The organism is Burkholderia sp. HI4860, from assembly GCF_002223045.2.
Taxonomy (GTDB): Bacteria; Pseudomonadota; Gammaproteobacteria; order Burkholderiales; family Burkholderiaceae; genus Burkholderia.
In genome coordinates, this window is record NZ_NKFO02000003.1 from 726,234 (window position 1) to 749,774 (window position 23,541).

Genomic DNA, 23,541 nt, shown 5'->3' on the forward strand with positions numbered 1-23,541 from the left:
AATCCGCACCGAATGCGCGGCGAATTGCCAAGACCCGGGCATATCGGCGACCTATATATCGAGGCGATCGGGGCTCTTCTTCGCGGAGCCTGACGGGAGATTCTTCCGAGGATAACGCTGCCGACCTCCCCGCCCGATTCCGAGAAGCGGTCGAACCGCCCGCCCGTCGCACGCACCCGGCCCGCCCGGGCGCATGCGGTACTCACTCGCAGGTGTCGAACAAGAGGAACAACATGAAATTCCGTCATTCCCTGCTGTCGGTGTCGATTGCATCCGCGCTTGCCCTCCTCTCGCAACAGGCCGCCCAGGCCGCCGATACGACCGACGTGAAGGTCGGCTTCGCCGCGCCGCTCACCGGCGTGAACGCCGGTTACGGCAAGGACCTGCAGAACGGCGTGCAGCTCGCGCTCGACGATGCCGCCGCGCAGAAGGTGCAGATCGCCGGCAAGCCTGCCCACTTCAACCTCGTCGTGCAGGACGACCAGGCCGACCCGCGCATCGGCGTGCAGGCCGCGCAGGCGCTCGTCGACCAGAACGTGTCGGTCGTGGTCGGCCACTTCAACTCGGGGACGACGATTCCGGCGTCGGTCGTCTACGACAAGGCCGGCATCCCGGTGATCGATCCGGCCGCGACCAACCCGACGCTCACCGCGCGCGGGCTCGCGAACATGTTCATGGTGATCGCGACCGACGGCCAGAACGCCGGCAACGCGGGCAAGTACGCGGTCGACGTGACGAAGGCGAAGCGCATCGCGATCATCGACGACCGCACCGCATTCGGCCAGGGCGAAGCCGACGAGTTCGAGAAGGCCGTGAAGGCCGCGGGCGGCAACCTCATCGGCCGCGAATTCACCAGCAACCAGGCGGTCGACTTCCGCGCGCAGATCACGAGCCTGAAGGCGAAGAACCCCGACCTGATCTTCTTCGGCGGCCTCGATTCGCTCGCCGCGAACTTCATCAAGCAGATGCGCCAGCTTGGGCTGAACGCGCAGTTCGTCGGCGGCGGCGGCGTGAAGGACAACGAGTTCATCAAGATCGCGGGCCCGGCCGCCGAGGGCGCGATGGCGTGGGAATACGGCCGGCCGCTCGACGAGCTGCCGCAAGGGAAGGATTTCGAGGCACGCTTCAAGAAGCGCTTCGGCGTCGACGTGCTGTCGTACGCGCAGTTCGGCTACGACGCGGCGTGGGCGGCGATCAAGGCGATGCAGGCGGCCGGCTCGACCGACCCGAAGGTCTATCGACCGGCGCTGAAGAAGATCGACTTCGAAGGCGTGACCGGCCGCATCTCGTTCGCGAGCGACGGCTCGCTGAAGAGCGGGATGTCGACGCTGTACCAGGTGAAGAGCGGCGCGTGGAAGACGATCACGACGAAGGGAGGCTGATCGGCGGTGCCGGCGGCCGGCGGCGGCCACGCCGCCCGGCCCCGGCGATCGATGAATGGAGATCGATCTTGTATGACGACTGATGTTGAGGCGATTCGACCGGGCCGGCGGCGCCGTGGGCCGCGCCGCCCGGTGCGTCAGCCGGCCTCGGCCTCGGCCGCCTCGTGCGCGCGGCGCAGCCGCTCGCGGCTGTTGGTGAGGTGCGTGCGCATCGCGGCGCGTGCCGCTTCCGGGTCGTGGCGCGCGATCGCCTCGTAGATATCCTCGTGCTCGTGGTTCAGCCGGCCGACGTAGCGCTCCAGATCGTCGCCGGCAAAGCGGGCCGAATTCACGCGCGTGCGCGGAATGATCGACGTGCCGAGCTGCGTCATGATGTCGACGAAATAGCGGTTGCCGGTGGACTGCGCGATCTGCAGGTGGAACTGGAAGTCGAGCTGCGCCGTGTCGCGGCCGCCGCCCGCCCCCGATGCGATCGCGTCGAGCGCGCGCCGCAGCGCGGCCAGGTCGGTATCGTTCGCGCGCTGCGCGGCCAGGCTCGCGCATTCGCTCTCGAGGCTGATGCGCAGTTCCAGCACCGCGAGCACGTCGCGCAGCGTCGTGATCGTCGCCGGGTCGATGCCGAGCGTCTGGCGGCGCGACGGCTCCAGCACGAAGCTGCCGATGCCGTGGCGCGTCTCGATGAGGCCGCTCGCCTGCATCCGCGAGATCGCCTCGCGCACGACCGTCCGGCTCACCCCCTGCGCCGCCATGACTTCGGTTTCGGTCGGCAGCTTGTCGCCGGGACGCAGCGTGCCGTTTTCGATCTGCGCGGTCAGCGCGTCGACGACATCTTGTGCGAGGCTGCGTGCGCGACGGCGCGGCGCTGCGGGAAGCGTAGGCACGGACATGAGGCCGGTTCCTTTTTGAATGATCGTAATGTGAGCCGAGGGTTTACGCGGGGTTTGAGCGAAAGCCGATGATTCATTATACTGCGTCACAAGTCATCCGACGACTGATGATCGAAACACGGATCTCCTGTCGACTCAAGCGAGCATGCCTGCAACGCCTTGTCCCATGCTTGACGATCAGCCAGCGTTCGCGTTCCGCGCTCCGCCGGTCAGGTTGTCGCCCCACCCCGTTTTCGGGTTGCGTCGACCTGCGGGGCTTGCGCGCCGCGCATGTCGGTTGTCGAATGATCGCACCTCCCGTCGCGCGCGGCAAAGCTTTTGCCGCACGGCATTGCCCACCCTTTCGCCATCGCCGCCCATGAACGCCGTCACTGCCTCGCCCACCCACGACACGCCGCGTATCGTCGACCTGCAAGCGATTCCGGTCGCCGGCCACGACAGCATGCTGCTCAACCTGAGCGGCGCACACGGCCCGTTCTTCACCCGCAACCTCGTGATCCTGAAGGACAGCGCGGGCCGCACCGGCGTCGGCGAAGTCCCGGGCGGCGAAAGCATCCGCCGCACGCTCGACGATGCGCGCGCGCTCGTCGTCGGCCAGCCGGTCGGCAATTACCACGCGGTGCTCAACGACGTGCGGCGCACCTTCGCCGATCGTGACGCGAGCGGCCGCGGGCTGCAGACCTTCGACCTGCGCACGACGATCCACGCGGTCACCGCGCTCGAAGCCGCGCTGCTCGACCTGCTCGGCCAGCATCTCGGCGTGCCGGTCGCCGCGCTGCTCGGCGAGGGCCAGCAGCGCGAGCGCGTCGAAATGCTCGGCTACCTGTTCTACATCGGCGACCGCACGAAGACCGCGCTCGCCTACCGCGACGGCAGCGGCGCGACCGACGACTGGACGCGCGTGCGCGACGAAGCCGCGCTGACGCCCGAGGCCGTCGTGCGGCTGGCCGAGGCCGCGCATGCGCGCTACGGTTTCAACGACTTCAAGCTGAAGGGCGGCGTATTCGAAGGCGCGAGCGAGATCGAGGCCGTAACGGCGCTCGCCGAGCGCTTCCCCGACGCGCGCGTGACGCTCGACCCGAACGGCGCGTGGTCGCTCGACGAGGCCGTGCGGCTGTGCCGCGACCAGCATCACGTGCTCGCGTACGCGGAAGATCCGTGCGGCGCGGAGAACGGCTACTCGGGCCGCGAGGTGATGGCCGAATTCCGCCGCGCGACGGGGCTGCCGACCGCCACCAACATGATTGCGACCGACTGGCGGCAAATGGGTCACGCGGTGCAGTTGCAGGCCGTCGACATCCCGCTCGCCGACCCGCACTTCTGGACGATGCAGGGTTCGGTGCGCGTCGCGCAGATGTGCCGCGACTGGGGCCTCACGTGGGGTTCGCATTCGAACAACCACTTCGACGTGTCGCTCGCGATGTTCACGCACGTCGCGGCCGCGGCACCAGGCCAGGTCACCGCGATCGACACGCACTGGATCTGGCAGGACGGCGAGCGGCTGACGCGCGAACCGCTGAAGATCGAGAACGGACTGGTGGAAGTGCCGAAACGGCCGGGGCTCGGCATCGATATCGACATGGATGCCGTCGCGGTCGCACACGAGCTGTACAAGCAGCACGGGCTCGGCGCCCGCGATGACGCGGCGGCGATGCAGTATCTGATTCCGGGCTGGACCTTCAACAACAAGCGCCCCTGCCTCGTGCGCTGAGTGCGGGTGCGGCCGGGCGACAGGGTCGCCCGGTCGAGCCTGGGCCAGGCCTAGCCGGCCGCACCTACCCGGCCAGGCCTAGCCGGCCGCCCCAATCCCCCGCGCCATCCCCGACGCGGCGAACACGATGACGATCACCAGCACCGCCTGCCAATGGCCGATCCGCACATAGGTGCGCGCACGGCCGAGATCGGGCATCCGCTGCTGACGCGTTGCAATGCGCCACCGGATCAGCCCGAGCATCGGCACGACCTCGAGCAGCAGGATCACCACGAGCGCGGTCATCTTCAGGTGAAAGAGCGGTTCGTGCAGGTAGTACGCGGCGCCTTTCTCGAACCCGCCGAACGCGCGCATCAGGCCCGTCGCGATCAGCACGAGTGCCGATAGCCCCCACGCGGCATCCGCCTTGAATACGCCGGGCAAGTCGGCCGCCTGCGCCGACGCGATGAGCCGGCGCAACGCGCGGTTACGCCCCGCGATCGCGGCAAACGCGACGCCGAACGCACTCAGGTGAATGGCAGCCAGCAACCAGCGGACGATCATCACCCCTCCTTGTCGCCCGCATGCCGTGCGCGGGACTTGTCAGACGATCTGCTTGAGCGCCGCGTCGAGCGCGAGCACCGCGACGCGATCGCCTTCGGTCGCGAGCGGCGCACGCATGACGATCTGCCGGTTGTGGCCGACGGCCGCCGGCGAATCCCACAGCAGTTCGACCTTCGGCCGATTGAAGAAGCTGCCGCGGCGCGGCGGCACGACGGCCGGCTGCGCGTCCGCTGCACCCTCGGCTGCGGCGGGCGCCGCGCGGCCGGGCCAGCGCACCGACAGCTCGCGCGCATCGTACTGGCCGACCTTGCGGCTTTCCATCCACACGATCGCGGTGCGCGTCAGCACGTCGAGCGAAATCGCATAACGGCCGACCGCGAAGCGGCGGGCGGCCACGTTGGTCCGCCACAGCGGCCGCGGGCGGCAGATCCAGACGATCGCCGCATAAAGCGCCGGGGCGGCGACGAGCCAGCCGTTGGTCGCCGTCACCGCATGCAGCGCGAGGCGCCAGCCGTCCACCCAGACGAACATGCCGATCGACCAGACCGCGAACAGGAAACCGATCAGCGCGAAGACGCGTAGCGCCTGGCGCAGCCATTGCGGCAGCGGATGGAACGGCCGTTCGGCGCGCGCGACGGCGCCCGGCAATGCGAGCAGCAGGAAGATCAGCAGCAGGTAGATGAACGCCCAGGGCGACGACACCATCGCCGACAGCGACGAGCGATAGCCCATCTGGGACATCGAGAACAGCCAGCGCGCGAGCAGCACGAGACCGATCGCACGCAACGCGAAGATCACACCGGCGCCGGGGGCCGGCGCTGCGCGCGTGGATTTCGTTCTCGCCAAGACTGCTCTCCTCTGGATATTCGTGCGGGGCCGGATTTCACGGCACGGCCATTATAGGGACATTACCGTCTGGACAGACGGACGGATGCCCTGCCGGGCCGCTTCGGGGGCCGTTCGCGGCGTCGGGCGCGGCGAGAATACAACAGATCAGCGCCGTGGATGTGACAACGCCCCGCCGGGAACCCGGACGGGGCGTCGATGGCAAGCCGCGCGCCGCAGCGCGGCAGTGGCCCGCAATCAGCTTGCGTTGACTTCGCGAAGCACCGTGCGGCGCTTCTGGCGCAGCAACTCCTCGTAGCCCTTCACGTAGTTCTGCGCCATCACCTTCGACGAGAAGCGGGCTTCGAACGCAGCGCGGACCTTCTCGCGCGGCAGCGTATCGAGGCGCTTGAGCGCGGCAACGGCCGACAGCTCGTCTTCCACGACGAAGCCCGACACGCCGTTGTCGATCACTTCCGGCACCGAGCCGCGCTTGAACGCGATCACCGGCGTGCCGCAAGCCATCGCCTCGATCATCACCAGGCCGAAGGGCTCCGGCCAGTCGATCGGGAACAGCAGCGCGTGCGCGTTGCCGAGGAATTCGGTCTTTTCGGACTCGCTGATTTCGCCGATGTACTCGACGTGCGGCAGCGCGAACAGCGGCTTGATCTTCTCTTCGTAGTACGCGCGGTCAGCCTTGTCGAGCTTCGCGGCGATCTTGATCGGCAGGCCGGCCTGCTCGGCGATGCGGATCGCCGTGTCGACGCGCTTCTCCGGCGAGATGCGGCCCAGGAACGCGAGGTAGCTCGGCTTGACGTTCGGGATCGGCGTCAGCAGGTTTTCCGGCAGGCCGTGGTAGACGGTCGACAGCCAGTTCGCCTGCGGCAGCGGGATGCGCTGGTTGTCGGAGATCGACACGACCGGCACGTCGCTGAATGCGTTGAAGATCGGCTGCAGTTCCGGCAGGTCGAGACGGCCGTGCATCGTCGTCAGATGCGGGACCGGCTGGCGCGAGAACAGCGAGAACGGGTAGTAGTCGATGTGGCAGTGCAGGACATCGAACTCTTCCGCGCGGCGGCGCACCTGCTCGAGGAGCAGCATGTGCGGGGCCATCACGTCGCGGATCGTCGGGTCGAGGCGCAGCGCCTGCGGCCAGCAGGCTTCGAGCTTCGCGGAGGTTTGCGAATCGCCGCTCGCGAAGAGCGTGACGTCATGCCCCATCTCGACGAGTGCTTCGGTGAGGTAGGACACCACTCGCTCGGTACCACCGTACAGTTTCGGGGGCACCGCTTCGTGCAACGGAGCGATTTGGGCGATTCGCATGCGTAACTCCTAAAAAATCGGCTAAAAACCAGGTATGGGTCGGCAACCTGCCGGCGGTCCGGGCTGGATGCGTGTCGTCCGAAGATCGGACGAATCAGCCTGCCGGGGGCGTCAAACCCGCGCTGCTCAAGGAGCGTCGGCGACGCGACAGGCATAGAACGTTTGAAACGAAGACCCGTTGACAGGGGTTCGTAAAAACCTGGAATCGAACCCGGAGCCGATTATCTAGGGTTAATCCCGATACGGCGCACAACATTTCAAACACTTTACTTTGTTACAAAGGTGCAACACTTTGCAACCCGCGGACTCGGGTGTCCGTTCTAGAGTGGAAGGCCCTTTTGGCATTCCTTGACCCCGTGACCGCCGGCAGCGTGATTCCGGCACATGAGGCAGGACGGGATGCCGGATTTTATCTCAAAATCGACCGCGAGCCCCTGGCCAAGGCAAGATTCGCGCAGCGCGACACGCGGGCTTGTTTACAATGCCGGATTATTCAGTCCGGGCGAACGCCGGCCTGCGATCCAGCCGCCACGCTCACTCACCGAATCACCGCACGCATATTTTGGAATCTCTCACCCCTGCCCAGCGCAACGCCCACAACGCGAAGCTGTCGAGCTACGCGCATCGACCGATCGCGTTCCTGTTCCGTTACATCCGCCTGCATCCCGTCGCCCACCTGATCGTGCTCTTCAGCGTGCTGGCCGCCGTCGGCTGCGCGCTCGGCTCGCAATACGCGATCAAGCACCTGATCGACGTGCTGGCGACCGGGCGGCATCACCCCGGCCCGCTGTGGAGCGCGTTCGCGCTGCTCGTCGGGCTGATTGCGGCCGACAACCTGCTGTGGCGCGTCGGCGGCTGGTTCGCCGCGCACACGTTCGTCGCGGTCACCGGCGACCTGCGGCGCGACCTGTTCCAGTACCTGATCGGCCATTCGCCCACCTACTACGCCGAAAAGCAGCCCGGCACGCTGGCGAGCCGCATCACGGCCACGTCGAACGCCGTCTACACGTCGGAGAACACGATGGCGTGGAACGTGCTGCCGCCGTGCATCGCGGTGATGGGCGCGATCCTGATGATCATCGTCGTCAATCCGATGATGGCCGCCGGCCTGCTCGGCTGTTCGGCCGTGCTGTCCGTCATCCTGTTCAAGCTCGCCGGGCGCGGCTCGGCCCGCCACCACGCGTTCGCGGCGAAGGCTGCGGCGGTCGACGGCGAGCTCGTCGACGTGATCGGCAACATGGGCCTCGTGCGTGCGTTCGGGATGACGCTGCGCGAGCAGAAGCGCTTCGGCGCGACGGTCAAGGCCGAGATGGATGCGCGCCAGCAGAGCCTGCTCTATCTCGAGAAGCTGCGCCTGCTGCACGCGGTGATCACCGCGATGTTGTCCGCCGGCCTGCTCGGCTGGGCGCTGTGGCTGTGGGACCAGGGCCGCGCGACGTCGGGCGACATCGTGCTCGTCAGCTCGCTCGGCTTCACGATCCTGCACGGCACGCGCGATCTCGCGGTCGCGCTCGTCGACGTCACGCAGCACATCGCGCGCCTGTCCGAAGCCGTCAAGACACTGCTCGAGCCGCACGGGATGCCGGACCGCTCCGACGCGCAGCCGCTGTCGGCCAAGGGCGGCCGCGTCGATTTCGAGCGCGTGACGTTCGCGTATCCGCACCGCCGCGCGATCCTCGACCACTTCGATCTTCATATCGAGCCGGGCCAGCGCGTCGGCCTGATCGGCAAGTCGGGCGCCGGCAAGTCGACCGTGCTCGCGCTGCTGCAGCGCTTCTACGACACGCAGGACGGCGCCGTGCAGGTTGACGGCCAGGACGTGAAGACGATCACGCAGGACAGCCTGCGCCAGGCGATCGCGCTCGTGCCGCAGGACATCTCGCTGCTGCACCGGACGATCTACGACAACATCGCGTACGGCCGCCCCGACGCGACCCGCGACGAAGTGCTCGCCGCCGCGCGCGACGCGCGCTGCGCGGAATTCATCGAAGCGATGCCCGAAGGCTATGACACGATCGTCGGCGACCGCGGCGTCAAGCTGTCGGGCGGCCAGCGCCAGCGCATCGCGATCGCGCGCGCGATCCTGAAGGATGCGCCGATCCTGCTGCTCGACGAAGCGACGTCCGCGCTCGACAGCGCATCCGAGGAAGCGATCCAGAGCGCGCTCGACCGCCTGATGGTCGGCCGCACGGTGATCGCGATCGCTCACCGCCTGTCGACGCTGCGCAACTTCGACCGGATCATCGTGATGAACAACGGCAAGGTAATCGACGACGGCCCGCCCGACGTGCTGCGCAACCGCCCGGGCCTGTACCGCGACCTGCTCGCGAAACAGCACGGCCGCCATCACCCCGCACCGGACGGCAGCACGCCGACCGGCGAACGCGTGGCCTGACACCTCGGCTGCAGCCGACAAAAAAGCCGCAGTGCTTCACGCACTGCGGCTTTTTTATTGCTCGACGAACCGCCGTTTACGCGTGCTGCAGATCGCGCAGGAAGTTGTCGCGCCACACCGACACGTTGTTTTCGCGAAGCTGCGCGATCATGTCCGTATAACGCGCGCGCCGCTCGGCGAGCGGCATCGTCAGCGCCTGCGACAGCGCATCGGCCATCCCGTCGATATCGATCGGATTGACGATCAGCGCCCCCGTCAGCTCGCGTGCGGCGCCGGCGAAGCGCGACAGCACGAGCACGCCCGGGTCCTCCGGGTTCTGCGCGGATACGTATTCCTTCGCGACGAGGTTCATCCCGTCGCGCAGCGGCGTCACGTAGCCGACCCGCGCGAGCCGGTACAGCGCAGCGAGCAGCTGGCGGTCGTACTGGCGATGGATATAGAGGATCGGCGCCCAGTCGAGCTCGGCGAAGCGTCCGTTGATGCGCCCCGACTCCCCTTCGAGCTGCAGGCGGATGTCCTGGTACGCGCGCAGCTCCGCGCGCGTCGACGGCGCGATCTGCAGGAACGACACGCGATTGCGATGCGACGGCTCGTGCTCGAGCAGCTTCTCGAACGCGCGGAAGCGCTCGACGAGCCCCTTCGAGTAATCGAGCCGGTCGACGCTCATGATCAGCTTGCGGCCGCGCAGCGACGTCGCGAGCGTGCGCACCGCCTTGCCGTGCTCGCCGGCCTGCGCGAGCGACGCGATCTCGTCCGGATGCACGCCGATCGGATAGGCGGCCGCGCGCAGCGTCCGGCCGAATGCGCGCACCGTCGCCAGGTGGCCGTTGCGCTCGATCGCGCCGTCCGCTTCCGACTCGACGTAATCGCAGAACGCGCGCAGGTCGGGTTCGGTCTGGAAGCCGAGCAGGTCGAACGCGCACAGCGACTCGACGAGGTCGCGATGCGGCGGCACGCTGACGAGCACCTGCGCAGCCGGAAACGGGATGTGCAGGAAGAAGCCGATGCGGTTCTTCACGCCGGCCGCGCGCAGCGCGCGCGCGAACGGGATCAGGTGATAGTCGTGCACCCAGATCACGTCGTCGTCCTGCAGCAGCGGCACGAGCTGCTGGGCGAGCCATACGTTCACGCGGCCATAGCCTTCGAACTCGTGACGGTCGTACTGGATCAGGTCGGTGCGGTAGTGAAACGCGGGCCACAGCGTCGCGTTCGAGAAGCCGCGGTAATACTGGTCGTAGTCGCGCCGCGACAGGCCGATGGTCGCGAACGTCACCGGCCCGTGCTCCTCGACGCGGATCTGCGGTGCGCCGGACGCGACGACCTCGCCGCTCCAGCCGAACCACATGCCGCCCGTCTCCTTCAGCGCATCGTAGACACCGATCGCAAGACCGCCCGCCGCCGGTTCGCCTTCCGAAATCGGCGCGACGCGGTTTGAAACAATGATGAGGCGACTCATGCGTCCGGCTGCTCCGCACCGAGCCAGCGCGCGATCTGCTCATGCAGCGCGTCGACCGAATCGAGCCGCGTGCGGGCGGACGTCTCGCCCGCGCCGATCTTGATCGACAGCCCCCCGCGCGCGTTGACCACCGCGAAGCCCTTCTCGTCGGTCAGGTCGTCGCCCGCGAACACCGGCACACGGCCGGCAAACGGCGGCTCGTCGAGGAACGCAGCGAGCGCGCGCCCCTTGTCGACGCCTTTCGGCTTGATCTCGAACACCATCTTGCCCGGCTGCAGCACATACGCATCGGCATAGTCGGCGACGAGGCGCTCGGTGGCCGCGCGCGCCGTCGCCTCGCGCTCGGGCGCGTTGCGGTAGTGCAGCGCGACGGCCGCGCCCTTGATTTCGAGCAGCATGCCCGGATGACGGTCGACGACGGCCGCCAGCTCGCGCTCGATGCGCAGCAGGCGTTCGTCGTTGAAGCCGATGCGCTGCGTGTCGCCGTTCGCATCGCGGCGCTCCGCGCCGTGCAGGCCGGCGATCGGCATGCCGGGCATCTTCAGGAACGTGTCGATGTTGTCGATGCCGCGCCCGGACACGATCGCGACCGCGCCGTGCGAGCGGCGCTGCAACGCGTCGAGCAGCGTCAACAGCGACGGCGGAACATGAATGCTGTCGGGCGTCGGCGCCAGTTCGACGAGCGTGCCGTCGAAGTCGAAGAAGAACGCGGTGTCGGTCAGGGACAGGGAAGCCGGAACGGATTGCATCGATTCGATAGTATGAGGGCCGGCCGGCAAACGCCGGGCGGCCGCTGCGCGAATGGAATTGTGCGCATCTTACCGCGCCTGCGCATCGAGATGGGCGAAACGGGTGCGGCGCTGGCGTCACGCCGCCGCGCGCGTCAACTGCGACATATTGCCCCGCTCGTTCGCGGCGTACGGGTTTCGAAAGGACGCGGGCGCGCGAATTGCGCTACAGTCGCAACCGCCTGCCGCGCGACGCATGGCGCCGCGCCGGCCGGCCACCATTCCGTCCGATCGAGCCCCAGGATGTCGTCTGCCTGCACCACGCCGCACCGGCGCTTCTCCCGCCTCATCCGCACGGCCGCGGCCCTCGCCGCCGCCGTGGCGCTCGCCGCGTGCACGCACGACGAGCCGCGCTGGAACCTGACCAACGTTACCGGCCACCTGCCCGACCTGTCGTTCACGCTGACGGGCGGCGACGGCCACCCCGTCGACGCCGATGCGTTCCACGGCCAGGTCGCGCTCGTCTACTTCGGCTACACGCACTGCCCCGATGTCTGCCCCGAAACGATGGCGCGGCTGATGGAAGTGCTGGCGAAGCTCGGCCCGCAGGCCGACAACGTGCGCATCCTGTTCGTCTCGGTCGACCCTGCCCGCGACACGCCGCAGGCAATGCAATCGTATGTCGCCGCGTTCGACGCCGCGCATGCGCGCGGCCTGACCGGCACCGACCGCCAGATCGAATCGCTCGCGAAGCGCTATCGCGTCGCCTACCAGATGGAAAAACGCGATCCGTCCGGCGGCTACGAAGTCACGCACAGCTCGGCCGTCTACATCTTCGACGCGCGCGGCCGCGCCCGCCTGCTTGCGACCGACCGCGACTCGCCCGACGCCATCGCCGCCGATCTGCGCCGGATCATCGACACCGCCCCCACTACCTGAATGCATCCCGACATGAAAACGACAACGCCCCTCAAGACGCTCGCCCTCCTCGCCGCGCTGTGCGCAGGCGCCCATGCGTATGCCGCCGGCGCGATCACCGCGCAGAACGCCTGGGTGCGCTGGCTGCCGAACAAGCTGCCGGCCGGCGGCTACGTGACGCTCGTGAATACGAGCGACAAGCCGGTCGATCTCGTCGACGTCGACAGCCCCGACTACGGGATGGCGATGCTGCACCAGACCGTCTCGAACGGCTCGACGCAGAAAATGGAAATGGTCGACAAGCTGACGATCCCCGCGCGCGGCAAGGTCGACATCGCGCCGGGCGGCTACCACTTCATGCTCGAGGAGCCGAAGCACGCGATCAAGCCGGGCGACACCGTACACCTGCGCCTGAAGTTCTCCGACGGCGAAACGGTCGATGCGCCGTTCGCCGTGAAATCGCCGGCCCAGGCGAAGTGATGCGCGCGCGATGAACCTCCTGTACTGGCTCGATCCGTGGGAACCGTCGCCCACCGTGGTGATCGCGGTGCTGACCGCCGCCGTGCTGTTCGCACGCGGCGTGAAGAAGGCGAAGGTGTCGCCGCTGCGGCAGTTCTCGTTCTGGTTCGGGCTGACGGCGCTCTACATCGCGCTGCATACGCGGCTCGACTATTTCTTCGAGCACGAATTCTTCCTGCACCGCGCGCAGCATCTGGTGCTGCACCACCTCGGGCCGTTCTTCATCGCGCTGTCGTATCCGGGCGCCGCGATGCGCGCGGGCATTCCGTTCCGCTGGCGGCAGCGTTTCGTGCGCCCCGCGCTCGCGTGGGCGCCCGTGCGCGCGACGCTCGACGTGGTGTTCCATCCCGTCGTCGCGGTCGTGCTGTTCGTCGGGCTGATCTATTTCTGGCTGCTGTCGCCGATTCACTTCATCGCGATGCTCGACTGGCGTCTCTATCGCGTGATGAACTGGAGCATGGTGATCGACGGGCTGCTGTTCTGGTGGCTCGTCGTCGATCCGCGTCCGGCGCCGCCCGCGCGGTTGTCGCCGGGCCGCCGGATCCTGATCGTCGTCGCGGCGATTCCGCCGCAGATCGCGCTCGGCGCGCTGATCTTCTTCACGCCGCACGAGCTGTATCCGATCTATTCGATCTGCGGCCGCGCGTTCACGTGGCTGAGCCCGCTGCGTGACCAGCAGATCGGCGGCCTGCTGCTGTGGATTCCCGGCTCGATGATGAGCGTGATCGGCGCGCTGATCGCGCTGCGCCACTGGCTGCGGCTGTCCGCGCGCGGCCGACTGATCGATGAACGGGCCGCGGCACAGCGCGCAGCCCGGCCGCCGGTCGCGCACGCCGCGCACTGACTGCCGCGCGGCGCGGCGCATCGCGCATTACGCGCGTGCGCTGCTCATCCACACGTGCGGGATGCCGTCCTCGTCGTGCACGTCCGAACTCGGCGCGAAGCCGAATGCGCCATAAAAACGCTGCAAGTGGGCCTGCGCATGCAGGCTCACCGGCGTATCCGGCCACTGCGCACGGATATGCTCGAGCGCACGCGACAACAGCCCGTTGCCGAGGCCCGCGCCGCGAAACTCGGCGGTCGTCAACACGCGGCCGATGCGCACGTCGGTGTGCTGTGCATCGGGCAGCAGCACGCGCAGATAGCCGGCCAGGCGGCCTGCCGGATCGAAGGCGGCCAGGTGCCATGCGGCCTGATCCGCATCGTCGATGTCGCGATACACGCAGTTCTGCTCGACGACGAATACCGCGCTGCGCGCTTCGAGGATCGAATAGACTTCGCGCGCCGTCAGCGCGTCGAAGGACTTCCAGCGCCAGTCGAGATCGGCGGCGCTCGGGGATGCAGCGGATGCGTTCATGGTCGGTCCTGATTCGGGCGCGCCGGCCGGCGCGCGGCAATCGACGATTATGCCTCGAAGCGCACGCGCCGCGCGACCGACTGCCCGCGCACAAAAAAGGCCCCGCATTGCGCGGGGCCTGTCCGTCATGCCGGCATCTGGCCGAAGCGGCCGCTGTTGAAGTCGTCGATCGCGGTACGAATCTCCGCTTGCGAGTTCATCACGAACGGCCCGTAACCGACGACGGGTTCGTCGATCGGTTCGCCGCTCAGGATCAGCAGCTTCGCGTCGCCGTTCGCTTCGATCTCGACATCGCTGCCGTCGCGGCCGAGTTGCACGAACTGCGCTTCGCGGGCGACCGTCTCGCCGTTCACCTGCACGGTGCCGCTCAGCACGACCACCGCGAGCGTACGCCCGTCGGCGACCGGGAACCGCGCATGGCCGCCGGCCACGAGCCGCACGTCCCACACGTCGATCGGCGTATGCGTGCGGGCCGGCCCACGCCGCCCGTCGAGTTCACCCGCGATGATCCGCGCACGCCCCGCGCCGTCCGGCAGCTCGACCACGGGGATGTCGGCGTTCAGCAGCGTCTGGTAGCCGGGCGCGCCCATCTTGTCCGCGGCGGGCAGGTTCACCCACAGCTGCACCATCTCGAGCGGGCCGCCCCGCTGCGTGAACCCTTCCGAGTGGAATTCCTCATGCAGGATCCCGCTCGCGGCCGTCATCCACTGCACGTCGCCCGGGCCGATCACGCCGCCCGCGCCGGTCGAGTCGCGGTGCGCGACCTCGCCGTCATAGACGATCGTCACCGTCTCGAACCCGCGGTGCGGATGCTGGCCGACACCGCGCGGTGCCGAGGCCGAGCCCGGCTCGAACGTGGTCGGGCCGGCGTAATCGAGCAGCAGGAACGGGCTCAGGTGCGCACCGTGGGACTGGTAGCTGAACATCGAACGCACCGGGAAACCGTCGCCGACCCAATGGCCGCGCGGCGCACTGTACACACCCTGGATCTTCTTCATTGCCTTCTCCGAATTGCGGCGAAACACGTGTTTCGCATCCTGGGTAGAAATATAGTGATGGAACGATCGATCCGGTAGACTGCCAAAATCGCACGCAGCGTTCCATTTCATGAACGATAAAGCGCGGGATCTGAACGATCTCTATTACTTTGTACAGGTCGTCGAACACGGCGGCTTCGCACCGGCCGGGCGGGCGCTGGACATGCCGAAATCGAAGCTGAGCCGCCGCATCGCGCTGCTCGAGGCGCGGCTCGGGATGCGGCTGATCCAGCGCTCGACACGCCGCTTCACGGTCACCGACGTCGGCCAGACCTATTACGCGCATTGCCGCGCGATGCTCGTCGAGGCCGACGCCGCCGACGAGGCGATCGCGCTGCTGCACGAGGAGCCGCGCGGCATCGTGCGCGTCAGTTGCCCGATCGTGCTGCTCGATTCGCTGGTCGGCACGATGATCGCCGCGTTCATGGTCGCGTGCCCGCGCGTCGAGATTCATCTGGAAGCGACCAACCGGCGCGTCGATGTGGTCGGCGAAGGAATCGACGTCGCGATCCGCGTGCGCCCGCCCCCGCTCGAAGACAGCGATCTCGCGCTGCGCGTGCTGGCCGAGCGCGGCCAGTGCCTCGTCGCAAGCCCGGCGCTGCTGCGCGAGCATGGCGCCCCGGCCGTTCCCGCCGATCTCGCGCGCCTGCCGAGCCTCGATCACGGCGCCCCGCAGTCCGCGCACGTGTGGCGGCTGCGCGGGCCCGACGGCGCTCACGCGGAGATTCATCACCAGCCGCGCTTCGTGACGGGCGGCATGCTCGCGCTGCGCGCGGCGGCCGTCGCGGGCGTCGGCATCGTGCAGTTGCCGACGATGATGGTGCGCGATGAGCTCGCGCGCGGCGAGTTGGTAATCGTGCTGCCCGACTGGGCGCCACGCCGAGAAATCGTGCATGCGGTGTTCGCATCGCGCCGGGGATTGCTGCCCGCGGTGCGTGCCCTGCTGGACTTTCTCGCGGAGCGGTTTGCCGAACTCGAACCCGATTGAGCACGCCGCTTCACGCGCGACCGGGCGCTGCAAACCCTGCGCGCGTGCCGTAGACTGCGGTACGCGCATCGCGCATTCCACAACCCTGATTGCTTTCCCGCCATGTTCACGCTGTCCAACGACCCCAACGCCTCCAAGGCCGACCAATACGCGACGCTCGTCGAGCAGGCACGCGCGCTCGTCGAGTCCGAACGCGACCTGACCGCGAATGCGGCCAACTTCTCCGCGCTGGTCTACCACTCGCTCGACCGTCTCAACTGGGCCGGCTTCTACTTTTTCGACGGGACGGAACTCGTGGTCGGGCCGTTCCAGGGCAAGCCCGCCTGCGTGCGGATCGCGCTCGGCAAGGGCGTGTGCGGCACGGCGGCGCAGACGCGCGAGACGCAAGTCGTGCGCGACGTGCATGACTTCCCCGGCCATATCGCGTGCGACGCCGCCTCGGAATCGGAAATCGTCGTGCCGCTGGTGGCCGCCGACGGCACGCTGATCGGCGTGTGGGACGTCGACAGCCCGGTCGCCGCGCGCTTCGACGACGAGGACCGCAAGGGGATGGAAGCGCTGTGCCGCGTGTTCGTCGAATCCGCGTGGCAGAAGGCACGCGGTTGAGCCCAGGCCGGGCCGCGCTCCGCCACCGAGCAGCTGGTCCCCGCGTTCACGCGTAAATCGCGCCGCGCTTCGCGACCTCGAACGAAAACGAAACGGGCCCCGCAAAGGGGCCCGTTCCACTGTGCCACCGCACCACCGTTCGTGGCGCACTGCAGATATCAGGCGGCGTGCGTGCCCGACAACACCGGGAACGCCTGAGGCTTCGCGTCCTCGGTCAGCACGTCGAAGCCCGTTTCTGTCACCACGACCATGTGCTCCCATTGGGCCGACAGCGAATGGTCCTTCGTGACCACCGTCCAGCCGTCCGCCAGCATGCGCGTGTCGCGCTTGCCCGCGTTGAGCATCGGCTCGATCGTGAAGATCATCCCCGGCCGGAGCGGCACGCCGGTGCCCGGGCGACCGTAGTGCAGCACCTGCGGTTCGTCGTGATAGACATCGCCGATGCCGTGCCCGCAATATTCGCGAACCACGCTGAATCCTTCGCGATGCGCGACCTGCTGGATCGCATAGCCGACGTCGCCGAGCGTCGCACCCGGACGCACCGCGCGAATGCCCGCGTGCATCGCCTCATAGGTCGTCGCGACGAGGCGCCGCGCGAGTTCGTTCGGCTCGCCGACGAAATACATGCGGCTCGTATCGCCGAACCAGCCGTCCTTGATCACCGCGATGTCGAGGTTCACGATATCGCCGTCGCGCAGCGGCCGCGACGTCGGAATGCCGTGGCACACCACGTGATTGACCGATGCGCACACGGTTTTCGGATAGCCGTGATAGCCGATGTTCGCCGGGATCGCGCCGAGCACGTCGACGATGTAGTTGCGGCAGAGCACGTCCAGCTCGTCGGTGGTGACACCCGGCTTCACGTGCTCGGTGATCATCGTCAGCACCTGCGACGCAAGCTTCGCGGCTTCACGCGACTTGGCGATTTCCGCGGCGCCGCGGATCGGGATTTCTCGTTTCGCCATTACGCCACCTGCTCGATGCGGTGCTCGACCGGTTCCGCCGGCCCCGTCTCGCCGCCCCGTGCTTCGGCCTCGATCAGCATCCGGCAGATGTCGCCGTAGGACAGCGCCGGATTGAGTTCCGCCAGCATCCCGACGCGTAGCCAGTGTTCGGCCTGTGCATTGATCGAGCGGCTCAGCGCCGTGCTGGTCGAGCGCAGCCGCTCGTGCATGTGCTCGGAAATCTTGATGATGCCCATATATCCCCAATTAAGCGAAACGTAGTCGATTCGTATATTACGCCGCGCACGACCGCCGGGCAAGCCATTCGAATTCCGTCGAGCCGACTGAGGTCGATCCCGTTGACACCAAATTCCAGTTTGCTGGAAAATAAATCCATCATGAAAGAATCAGCGACCGCCGTTGCCGACGACACCGGCATCAACGAACGCATCGCCCGGCGTGTGCGCGACCTGCGCACCGTGCGAGGCTACACGCTCGATGTGCTGGCCGCGCGCTCCGGCGTCAGTCGTTCGATGATCTCGCTCATCGAACGCGCATCGGCCAGCCCGACGGCCGTCGTGCTCGACAAGCTCGCGGCCGGGCTCGGCGTGTCGCTGGCCGGCCTGTTCGGCGGCGACCCGGACGACACGCCCGCGCAGCCGCTGGCCCGCCGCGCGCAACAGGCCGAATGGCGAGATCCCGCGTCCGGCTATGTGCGACGCAACCTCTCCCCGGCCGGCTGGCCGTCGCCGATCCAGCTCGTCGAGGTGGATTTCCCGCCCGGTGCACGCGTCGCGTACGACAGCGGCGGACGTGAAAGCGCGCTGCATCAGCAGGTGTGGGTGATCAGTGGCCGCGTCGACGTCACGTTCGGCGACGCGCTTCACGAACTTCACGAAGGCGACTGCCTGGCCATGCGGCTCGACCAGCCGCTGATTTTCAGCAATCCGTCGTCGCATGCCGCGCGTTATGTCGTCGCGATCTGCGATGCGTCTGCCGCCGCCGGCGTGCGGAACCCCTGATGAGCGCGTCATCGCAGCAGCGATGCGCGCGCCCTATTTATTGCCTACAGGAGCCGGTATGAATTCCCCGAAACAGCGCGACGACGTGCGCCTGATCGATTGCAGCGAGGCCGAGCATGCGCCGGCCATCCTCGAGATCCTGAACGACGCGATCGCGAACTCGACCGCACTGTACGACTACAAGCCGCGTCCGCCGGAAGCGATGGTCGCGTGGTTCGCGGCGAAGCGCACGGGCGGCTTCCCGGTCATCGGCGCGGTCGACGCAGCGGGCACGCTGCTGGGCTTTGCGAGCTGGGGCACGTTCCGCGCGTTTCCCGCCTTCAAGTACACGGTCGAACACAGTGTGTACGTGCATCGCGACCAGCGCGGCCGCGGGCTGGGCGACGTGCTGCTGCGCGAAGTGGTCCGGCGCGCGCGTGAAGCGCAGGTACACGTGGTGGTCGGCTGTATCGATGCGACCAATGCGGGAAGCATCGCACTGCATACGAAGCTCGGATTCGTGCACTCGGGCACGATCACGCAGGCGGGATTCAAATTCGGCCGCTGGCTCGATGCGGCGTTCTATCAGCTGACGCTCGACACGCCGGCGCAGCCGGTGGATGGTTGAGCCGAATGAAGTCGCGCACAACCCGTGTGCGCGCCATGCCGCCGTTCGGCCGGACCGCCAGCGGCGTTCACTTCGTTCGCACGCTGCCGGATCGTGGCCCCGCTATTTCAGCAAGAGCGGCGCAACGACGCGCTCGAGACGATCGGCAGTCCACGACGGTTGCGGATCGTCCCAGCCATTGTCGACGAGGAGCCCGTTCCGGTCGATCGTGAAGTTCACCGGGATCCGCCACATGCGCCCGTAGCCTCCGGCATAGGCACTGCCCAACAACCCCACCGGAAAGCTCAGGCCGGCCGCCACCTGCCGCACCTCCGCGAGGTTGTCCGCCCCGTCCAGGCTGAAGCCGAGCACGCGCAGGCCGTCCGCCGCATGGCGCGCGGCATACGCGGACAACAGCGGCAGTTCGGTCCGGCAGGGCTCGCACCATGTGGCCCAGAAGGTCAGGATGACGACATAACCCCGCCAATCCTCGCTGGCGATGCTTTGTCCGTCGAGCGTATGCAGGACGAGGCCGGGCGCCGGACGGCCGACCGTCAGACTGGCGGCCTGCGCCGCCGGCAGCCATCCGCCGACGCCGGCACCCAGTGCAAGCCCTCCAGCCATGCGCAGCCAGTCGCGCCTCGCCCGCCGACGCCCGCTGCTTCCGCCAAAACCGTCAGAACGCATAGCTCGCCCCCACCGTGCCCGACCAGCGCGGAAACAGCTGGTAGCCGCTGAGCCTGCTGTACAGCGCCTTCTGGACGAACGCGTAGACGTTCAGGTTCTTCACGACGTTCACCGTCACGCCGGGCGACAGATAAACGACCGTGCCGGCCGTGTTGCCGGTGTCGGCGAGCGCCCCCTGGTCCGAACTCTTGCGCGTCACGTTGATCTGGAGCTGCGGCACGATCCTCGGGTTCTCCTCGTAACGCAGGCCGACGCTGACCGTCGCCTGGTTACCGGGTCGGAAGTCCTCGCCGAGGCCGCGAAGGTTCTCGACCACCGCAGCCTGGAATTGACCGTTGATGAACGCGTCGAAATTCTGGCTGATCGGCTGATAGTAGTACGCACCGACGATCAGATCGGTACTGCCCGTCCCGGGCTGCAGGCTCGTATCGAGGGCCTGGCCGTTCGCGCTGTTCGGGCCTGACGAGAAGAACACCGGGCTACGCCCGACGTTGGCGCCCGTCAGCACGTTCTGGCCGCCGTACTTTCCCGTCGGCAGCTTGACCCCCAGTTGCACGCCGAGATTGCGGGTCGGCAGGAAGCCCTGATAGCTGGCGATCAGCTTGATGTCGCCCAGCCCCTTGCTGGTGACGCCGCTCAGATTGTCGGATGTGAGCTGGTCCGGCGTGGCATTCCCGTACGTCGAGTGGCCCCGATCGACGAACGGCACGATCGCGCTGAAGTTCCACTTGGGGTTCGGGCTGTAGCTGATACCCAGGTTCCAGTAGCGGTTGATCGTCTGGTTCTCGACCTCCTGGCTGCCGCCTGCCGCATTGATCGCCGCCGGTACGACGTTCGAAACCGCATGCGTTCCGCTGCGCAACTGGTTCTGCGGGATGAAGGTGTAGTCCAGGCTGATACGCCAGCCCGGCATGGCCGAATACCCGGTCGCGGCATCCGTGCTTAGCGAGCAGCCACAGGTCGCGCAGGCGTGGGCGGCAACCGGCAGGGTCAAGCCCGTCAGACAGGCGAGCGCGGCCAGCGCCGCGTCGACGGTCTGCTTCGATTCGATTCGCATTTCGTTCCCCTCTCATGTCGTGTGCATGCACGCGCGTGATTCGCAACGTGACGGACGCGCGGTGCGAGATGACCCGATTGCCGGCTCGTGGCCGCGGGCGTTTCATGCGCCGCGGGAAAGCCTGCCCGGATCAACTGCTGGAGTGACTACGTCAGAGGTAGAACGGCGAATCGCGGGGCCGGCCCGCGCTGGGGATATCCCGAAGGACGAACGGGCGTGAAGCCGGTGGATGTGCGACGGCATAGCCGGGAACCGCCAGCCATTGCGGCAAGGACGGTGACGGTGCAGGCGCATGATGCACCAGCAGGTCGCAATAGCCGCAAGCCGCGAAATGGTCAGTTGCAAGGGCGTGATTGTCGGCGTCGGGCTGTCCGTCGGCCGAACAGATCGATGCGACTGGTGCATCCCGGTCATGGGAGACCAGGCCATGGCTCACGAGCGGCGCAATGACGACGAGCAGCATGGCAAACATGCCAAGCCACGCTGTCAGACGATTGCGGGAACGTGCGGTCATGATGAGCGGCATCGGAACGGTCGCTGGATCTTAGCCGAAGCCAGCCGTGGCAACCGGACAATCGTCGTCGGCACGATGCGGCCCTGCCCCGGACGGTTCTCGTGACGGCGCGCGTTCGAAACCGGCCGCCGGGATCCGGCAGCCGTTTGCGATGACGATCGTGCTGCGGATCGATACGCCCGCACTGTCCACTCGTCGATTTGACTTCATTGAACTGTCCCCCGCCCGGTCGATTGGCCAGGTGGCGCCGAAGTCGCATGGCGCGCATTGAGCCTTTCGATTTCTGAATTCGATAACGCAAACGGCGTGCCATGTGAAGCAGGCGCCCGCTGTCATTACACGTCAGGCGTATGCGAAAAAAACGCCTCCGTGTTGATCGCATGAAGTGTTTCAGACCTGCAACGCTACCGTCGACATCGTGACGAACGTGTCGGGCACGACGCGTCATGCGTACGTTCTTCCAAGCTGGCGTCGATCGGATACGGCCACTTGCCTGCTTCGCGCAAGGCACTCAATCGAGGTTGCGCAATACCATCGGTACGATGCGCACTGTCGCAGACAATCTCGCGTGCGACAGGGCATTCGTCACATCAACGAATGTTTCCGTTTCAGCCTCGTAACGCATACGTGAATTTCGTTCCAGACGACTCATGTTCAATCCGCGTGTCGAACGTCGGACGCTTGGCGATTGCAACGTCGGGGAAAGTGGCGCTGGGAGCAGAAAAAGAAAAGCCCCGCCGAAGCGGGGCTTTATCTGGAGGCGCGAGCCGGAGTCGAACCGGCCTAAACGGCTTTGCAGGCCGCTGCATAACCGCTTTGCTATCGCGCCAAAAGCGGACTGTGCGCATGCCGTGAGGCAAGCGACAGATTTTTTATTCGAGGACTGAAAGTCCATCAAATAAAAAGGGAAGCGTGGCTTCCCCATTACTTGGAGCGGGAGACGAGTCTCGAACTCGCGACCTCAACCTTGGCAAGGTTGCGCTCTACCAACTGAGCTACTCCCGCATTGTCCTGCATCTGCAGCGCTTCGCCGACCAACACGCTGCCAGAAAAATCTGGAGCGGGAGACGAGTCTCGAACTCGCGACCTCAACCTTGGCAAGGTTGCGCTCTACCAACTGAGCTACTCCCGCATGTGTCCTGCATCCGCAGCGCTTTGCCGACCAACACGCTGCCAGAAAAAATCTGGAGCGGGAGACGAGTCTCGAACTCGCGACCTCAACCTTGGCAAGGTTGCGCTCTACCAACTGAGCTACTCCCGCGTATTGCTACGCTACTGCTTCCCCGTCACACACTTACTTCGTCGTGCAGCGGAGAAGCGAGATTATGTCGAAGGCACATTCGTGTGTCAAGGGCTTTTCCAGCCCTTTTTACAAAAACCTGCTCGACCGGACGCATCATGCGCCGCCGCGCTCGCGAATCTGCGGCCAAGCGAGCTTCATGTAGTACAGCATCGACCAGATCGTCAGCACCGCGGCGAGATACATCAGCCATTCGCCCCACACGCGCGTGTCGATCGTCGCGACGCCGAGCGGCAGCGGTCCGTAGAACAGCAGCATCGGAATCGCGACCATCTGGCAGGCGGTCTTGAACTTGCCGAGCTGGTTCACCGCGACGCTCTTCGACGCGCCGATCTGCGCCATCCACTCGCGCAGCGCCGAAATCGCGATCTCACGGCCGACGATCACGAGTGCGATTGCCGCGTCGACCCGCGAAATCTGCACGAGGATCAGCAGCGCGGCCGTCACCATCAGCTTGTCCGCTACCGGATCGAGAAATGCACCGAACGACGACGTCTGGTTCCACTTGCGGGCCAGATAGCCGTCGAACCAGTCGGTCAGCGCCGCAAGAATGAAGATCGCCGCCGCCGCGAGATTGCGGTGCGCGCCGCCCATCACCGTGTCCGGCAGATAGAACACGCCGACGACGAGCGGAATCAGCACGATCCGTACCCACGTCAGGAAAATCGGGAAATTGAACGGCATGGCATGCGGGACAGTAAAGGATTCGCAATTGTGCCGTGTCGACCGGCCTGCCACAAGAACGCTGGCAAGGCG

General features: G+C 66.8%; 25 protein-coding genes and 4 tRNA genes. 10 read left to right on the forward strand and 19 right to left on the reverse strand.

All coding sequences use genetic code 11. The annotated features are described in order from the left end of the window. Positions 1 to 233: 233 nt before the first annotated feature. The gene (locus tag CFB34_RS18545; protein WP_089439573.1) at positions 234 to 1,382 is read left to right on the forward strand and encodes a branched-chain amino acid ABC transporter substrate-binding protein; all 1,149 of its coding nucleotides are present in this window, start codon (positions 234 to 236) and stop codon (positions 1,380 to 1,382) included. 137 nt (positions 1,383 to 1,519) lie between these two features. Here CFB34_RS18545 and CFB34_RS18550 read toward each other — a convergent pair whose 3' ends face one another. Next, on the reverse strand, positions 1,520 to 2,269 hold the full coding sequence (locus tag CFB34_RS18550) for a FadR/GntR family transcriptional regulator (RefSeq protein ID WP_069247513.1): 750 nt from the start codon (positions 2,267 to 2,269) through the stop codon (positions 1,520 to 1,522). Positions 2,270 to 2,627: 358 nt separating this feature from the next. Between CFB34_RS18550 and gudD the strand changes: the two genes are divergently transcribed. Continuing rightward, positions 2,628 to 3,980, forward strand: coding sequence for a glucarate dehydratase (gudD, locus tag CFB34_RS18555; RefSeq protein ID WP_089440371.1), 1,353 nt, complete (start codon positions 2,628 to 2,630; stop codon positions 3,978 to 3,980). A 78-nt stretch (positions 3,981 to 4,058) separates the two neighbouring features. On the opposite strand, the gene CFB34_RS18560 is transcribed toward gudD, so the two are convergent. The 3 genes from CFB34_RS18560 to CFB34_RS18570 form a co-directional block, all read right to left on the reverse strand. Further along, positions 4,059 to 4,523 (reverse strand): DUF2214 family protein, encoded by a 465-nt coding sequence (locus CFB34_RS18560; RefSeq protein ID WP_089439571.1) that lies wholly within the window; start codon positions 4,521 to 4,523, stop codon positions 4,059 to 4,061. A 39-nt stretch (positions 4,524 to 4,562) separates the two neighbouring features. Beyond that, complete coding sequence (locus CFB34_RS18565; protein ID WP_089439570.1) at positions 4,563 to 5,369, reverse strand: hypothetical protein; 807 nt, start codon at positions 5,367 to 5,369, stop codon at positions 4,563 to 4,565. Positions 5,370 to 5,606: 237 nt separating this feature from the next. Further along, entirely contained in the window at positions 5,607 to 6,671 is a 1,065-nt protein-coding gene (locus CFB34_RS18570; protein ID WP_006476459.1) for a glycosyltransferase family 4 protein, read from the reverse strand. A gap of 562 nt (positions 6,672 to 7,233) precedes the next feature. Between CFB34_RS18570 and CFB34_RS18575 the strand changes: the two genes are divergently transcribed. Continuing rightward, positions 7,234 to 9,066 carry an ABC transporter ATP-binding protein gene (locus tag CFB34_RS18575; protein ID WP_089439569.1) on the forward strand — a complete coding sequence of 611 codons (1,833 nt, stop codon included), beginning with the start codon at positions 7,234 to 7,236 and terminating at the stop codon, positions 9,064 to 9,066. Between the two features lie 76 nt (positions 9,067 to 9,142). Here CFB34_RS18575 and otsA read toward each other — a convergent pair whose 3' ends face one another. After that, positions 9,143 to 10,522, reverse strand: a complete 1,380-nt coding sequence (gene otsA / locus CFB34_RS18580) for an alpha,alpha-trehalose-phosphate synthase (UDP-forming) (RefSeq protein WP_089439568.1) — start codon at positions 10,520 to 10,522, stop codon at positions 9,143 to 9,145. Further along, positions 10,519 to 11,271, reverse strand: a complete 753-nt coding sequence (gene otsB, locus CFB34_RS18585; RefSeq protein WP_089439567.1) for a trehalose-phosphatase — start codon at positions 11,269 to 11,271, stop codon at positions 10,519 to 10,521. The genes otsA and otsB overlap by 4 nt, the downstream gene beginning before the upstream one ends. 282 nt (positions 11,272 to 11,553) lie before the next feature. Between otsB and CFB34_RS18590 the strand changes: the two genes are divergently transcribed. From CFB34_RS18590 to CFB34_RS18600, 3 genes are read left to right on the forward strand one after another with little or no spacing between them, the layout of a single operon-like run. Then, the gene (locus CFB34_RS18590; RefSeq protein ID WP_089439566.1) at positions 11,554 to 12,189 is read left to right on the forward strand and encodes an SCO family protein; all 636 of its coding nucleotides are present in this window, start codon (positions 11,554 to 11,556) and stop codon (positions 12,187 to 12,189) included. Between the two features lie 12 nt (positions 12,190 to 12,201). Then, on the forward strand, positions 12,202 to 12,648 hold the full coding sequence (locus tag CFB34_RS18595) for a copper chaperone PCu(A)C (protein WP_089440370.1): 447 nt from the start codon (positions 12,202 to 12,204) through the stop codon (positions 12,646 to 12,648). 10 nt (positions 12,649 to 12,658) lie between these two features. Then, positions 12,659 to 13,531 carry a cytochrome c oxidase assembly protein gene (locus CFB34_RS18600; RefSeq protein ID WP_089439565.1) on the forward strand — a complete coding sequence of 291 codons (873 nt, stop codon included), beginning with the start codon at positions 12,659 to 12,661 and terminating at the stop codon, positions 13,529 to 13,531. Between the two features lie 27 nt (positions 13,532 to 13,558). Here CFB34_RS18600 and CFB34_RS18605 read toward each other — a convergent pair whose 3' ends face one another. Both CFB34_RS18605 and CFB34_RS18610 read right to left on the reverse strand, forming a co-directional pair. Then, positions 13,559 to 14,044 (reverse strand): GNAT family N-acetyltransferase, encoded by a 486-nt coding sequence (locus CFB34_RS18605; RefSeq protein WP_089439564.1) that lies wholly within the window; start codon positions 14,042 to 14,044, stop codon positions 13,559 to 13,561. Between the two features lie 125 nt (positions 14,045 to 14,169). Further along, the gene (locus CFB34_RS18610; protein WP_089440369.1) at positions 14,170 to 15,042 is read right to left on the reverse strand and encodes a pirin family protein; all 873 of its coding nucleotides are present in this window, start codon (positions 15,040 to 15,042) and stop codon (positions 14,170 to 14,172) included. 109 nt (positions 15,043 to 15,151) lie between these two features. On the opposite strand from CFB34_RS18610, the gene CFB34_RS18615 reads away from it, so the two are divergent. Together CFB34_RS18615 and CFB34_RS18620 are read left to right on the forward strand one after the other, a co-directional pair. Beyond that, positions 15,152 to 16,069 (forward strand): LysR family transcriptional regulator, encoded by a 918-nt coding sequence (locus CFB34_RS18615; protein WP_089439563.1) that lies wholly within the window; start codon positions 15,152 to 15,154, stop codon positions 16,067 to 16,069. Positions 16,070 to 16,171: 102 nt separating this feature from the next. After that, the gene (locus CFB34_RS18620) at positions 16,172 to 16,675 is read left to right on the forward strand and encodes a GAF domain-containing protein (RefSeq protein WP_011351430.1); all 504 of its coding nucleotides are present in this window, start codon (positions 16,172 to 16,174) and stop codon (positions 16,673 to 16,675) included. A 158-nt stretch (positions 16,676 to 16,833) separates the two neighbouring features. On the opposite strand, the gene map is transcribed toward CFB34_RS18620, so the two are convergent. Continuing rightward, positions 16,834 to 17,640 carry a type I methionyl aminopeptidase gene (gene map / locus CFB34_RS18625; protein WP_089439562.1) on the reverse strand — a complete coding sequence of 269 codons (807 nt, stop codon included), beginning with the start codon at positions 17,638 to 17,640 and terminating at the stop codon, positions 16,834 to 16,836. Next, positions 17,640 to 17,876, reverse strand: a complete 237-nt coding sequence (locus CFB34_RS18630) for a ParD-like family protein (protein WP_089439561.1) — start codon at positions 17,874 to 17,876, stop codon at positions 17,640 to 17,642. The genes map and CFB34_RS18630 overlap by 1 nt, the downstream gene beginning before the upstream one ends. 141 nt (positions 17,877 to 18,017) lie before the next feature. Between CFB34_RS18630 and CFB34_RS18635 the strand changes: the two genes are divergently transcribed. Together CFB34_RS18635 and CFB34_RS18640 are read left to right on the forward strand one after the other, a co-directional pair. Next, positions 18,018 to 18,641, forward strand: a complete 624-nt coding sequence (locus CFB34_RS18635) for a helix-turn-helix domain-containing protein (protein ID WP_089439560.1) — start codon at positions 18,018 to 18,020, stop codon at positions 18,639 to 18,641. Positions 18,642 to 18,699: 58 nt separating this feature from the next. Further along, the gene (locus tag CFB34_RS18640; RefSeq protein WP_089439559.1) at positions 18,700 to 19,248 is read left to right on the forward strand and encodes a GNAT family N-acetyltransferase; all 549 of its coding nucleotides are present in this window, start codon (positions 18,700 to 18,702) and stop codon (positions 19,246 to 19,248) included. Between the two features lie 102 nt (positions 19,249 to 19,350). On the opposite strand, the gene CFB34_RS18645 is transcribed toward CFB34_RS18640, so the two are convergent. The 9 genes from CFB34_RS18645 to pgsA form a co-directional block, all read right to left on the reverse strand. Then, positions 19,351 to 19,914: a TlpA disulfide reductase family protein gene (locus CFB34_RS18645; RefSeq protein ID WP_089439558.1), complete on the reverse strand. Its 564-nt coding sequence runs from the start codon at positions 19,912 to 19,914 to the stop codon at positions 19,351 to 19,353. Beyond that, complete coding sequence (locus CFB34_RS18650) at positions 19,904 to 20,971, reverse strand: hypothetical protein (RefSeq protein WP_089439557.1); 1,068 nt, start codon at positions 20,969 to 20,971, stop codon at positions 19,904 to 19,906. The genes CFB34_RS18645 and CFB34_RS18650 overlap by 11 nt, the downstream gene beginning before the upstream one ends. Before the next feature lie 151 nt (positions 20,972 to 21,122). Beyond that, complete coding sequence (locus CFB34_RS18655) at positions 21,123 to 21,485, reverse strand: DUF2946 domain-containing protein (RefSeq protein ID WP_143329423.1); 363 nt, start codon at positions 21,483 to 21,485, stop codon at positions 21,123 to 21,125. 511 nt (positions 21,486 to 21,996) lie between these two features. Next, positions 21,997 to 22,137, reverse strand: coding sequence for a hypothetical protein (locus CFB34_RS18660; protein WP_179243621.1), 141 nt, complete (start codon positions 22,135 to 22,137; stop codon positions 21,997 to 21,999). Between the two features lie 103 nt (positions 22,138 to 22,240). Then, positions 22,241 to 22,314: transfer RNA gene (locus tag CFB34_RS18665), tRNA-Cys, on the reverse strand. 100 nt (positions 22,315 to 22,414) lie between these two features. After that, positions 22,415 to 22,490 (reverse strand) — tRNA-Gly (locus CFB34_RS18670). 51 nt (positions 22,491 to 22,541) lie between these two features. Continuing rightward, positions 22,542 to 22,617: transfer RNA gene (locus CFB34_RS18675), tRNA-Gly, on the reverse strand. Between the two features lie 53 nt (positions 22,618 to 22,670). After that, positions 22,671 to 22,746: transfer RNA gene (locus CFB34_RS18680), tRNA-Gly, on the reverse strand. A gap of 135 nt (positions 22,747 to 22,881) precedes the next feature. Then, the gene (gene pgsA, locus CFB34_RS18685; protein WP_011351424.1) at positions 22,882 to 23,469 is read right to left on the reverse strand and encodes a CDP-diacylglycerol--glycerol-3-phosphate 3-phosphatidyltransferase; all 588 of its coding nucleotides are present in this window, start codon (positions 23,467 to 23,469) and stop codon (positions 22,882 to 22,884) included. Between the last annotated feature and the right edge of the window lie 72 nt (positions 23,470 to 23,541).

Bases quoted from the DNA above. Each gene is read 5' to 3' on its own strand.
- CFB34_RS18590 (WP_089439566.1), top strand. From the start codon at position 11,554: ATGTCGTCTGCCTGCACCACGCCGCACCGGCGCTTCTCCCGCCTCATC.
- CFB34_RS18545 (WP_089439573.1), top strand. From the start codon at position 234: ATGAAATTCCGTCATTCCCTGCTGTCGGTGTCGATTGCATCCGCGCTT.
- CFB34_RS18615 (WP_089439563.1), top strand. From the start codon at position 15,152: ATGAACGATAAAGCGCGGGATCTGAACGATCTCTATTACTTTGTACAG.
- CFB34_RS18650 (WP_089439557.1), bottom strand. From the start codon at position 20,971: ATGCGAATCGAATCGAAGCAGACCGTCGACGCGGCGCTGGCCGCGCTC.
- CFB34_RS18630 (WP_089439561.1), bottom strand. From the start codon at position 17,876: ATGGGCATCATCAAGATTTCCGAGCACATGCACGAGCGGCTGCGCTCG.
- CFB34_RS18570 (WP_006476459.1), bottom strand. From the start codon at position 6,671: ATGCGAATCGCCCAAATCGCTCCGTTGCACGAAGCGGTGCCCCCGAAA.
- CFB34_RS18595 (WP_089440370.1), top strand. From the start codon at position 12,202: ATGAAAACGACAACGCCCCTCAAGACGCTCGCCCTCCTCGCCGCGCTG.
- CFB34_RS18550 (WP_069247513.1), bottom strand. From the start codon at position 2,269: ATGTCCGTGCCTACGCTTCCCGCAGCGCCGCGCCGTCGCGCACGCAGC.
- CFB34_RS18660 (WP_179243621.1), bottom strand. From the start codon at position 22,137: ATGAGTCGTCTGGAACGAAATTCACGTATGCGTTACGAGGCTGAAACG.
- pgsA (WP_011351424.1), bottom strand. From the start codon at position 23,469: ATGCCGTTCAATTTCCCGATTTTCCTGACGTGGGTACGGATCGTGCTG.
- CFB34_RS18600 (WP_089439565.1), top strand. From the start codon at position 12,659: ATGAACCTCCTGTACTGGCTCGATCCGTGGGAACCGTCGCCCACCGTG.
- CFB34_RS18610 (WP_089440369.1), bottom strand. From the start codon at position 15,042: ATGAAGAAGATCCAGGGTGTGTACAGTGCGCCGCGCGGCCATTGGGTC.
- CFB34_RS18635 (WP_089439560.1), top strand. From the start codon at position 18,018: ATGAAAGAATCAGCGACCGCCGTTGCCGACGACACCGGCATCAACGAA.
- CFB34_RS18620 (WP_011351430.1), top strand. From the start codon at position 16,172: ATGTTCACGCTGTCCAACGACCCCAACGCCTCCAAGGCCGACCAATAC.
- CFB34_RS18560 (WP_089439571.1), bottom strand. From the start codon at position 4,523: ATGATCGTCCGCTGGTTGCTGGCTGCCATTCACCTGAGTGCGTTCGGC.
- otsA (WP_089439568.1), bottom strand. From the start codon at position 10,522: ATGAGTCGCCTCATCATTGTTTCAAACCGCGTCGCGCCGATTTCGGAA.
- CFB34_RS18645 (WP_089439558.1), bottom strand. From the start codon at position 19,914: ATGCGTTCTGACGGTTTTGGCGGAAGCAGCGGGCGTCGGCGGGCGAGG.
- CFB34_RS18605 (WP_089439564.1), bottom strand. From the start codon at position 14,044: ATGAACGCATCCGCTGCATCCCCGAGCGCCGCCGATCTCGACTGGCGC.
- gudD (WP_089440371.1), top strand. From the start codon at position 2,628: ATGAACGCCGTCACTGCCTCGCCCACCCACGACACGCCGCGTATCGTC.
- CFB34_RS18655 (WP_143329423.1), bottom strand. From the start codon at position 21,485: ATGACCGCACGTTCCCGCAATCGTCTGACAGCGTGGCTTGGCATGTTT.
- CFB34_RS18640 (WP_089439559.1), top strand. From the start codon at position 18,700: ATGAATTCCCCGAAACAGCGCGACGACGTGCGCCTGATCGATTGCAGC.
- otsB (WP_089439567.1), bottom strand. From the start codon at position 11,271: ATGCAATCCGTTCCGGCTTCCCTGTCCCTGACCGACACCGCGTTCTTC.
- map (WP_089439562.1), bottom strand. From the start codon at position 17,640: ATGGCGAAACGAGAAATCCCGATCCGCGGCGCCGCGGAAATCGCCAAG.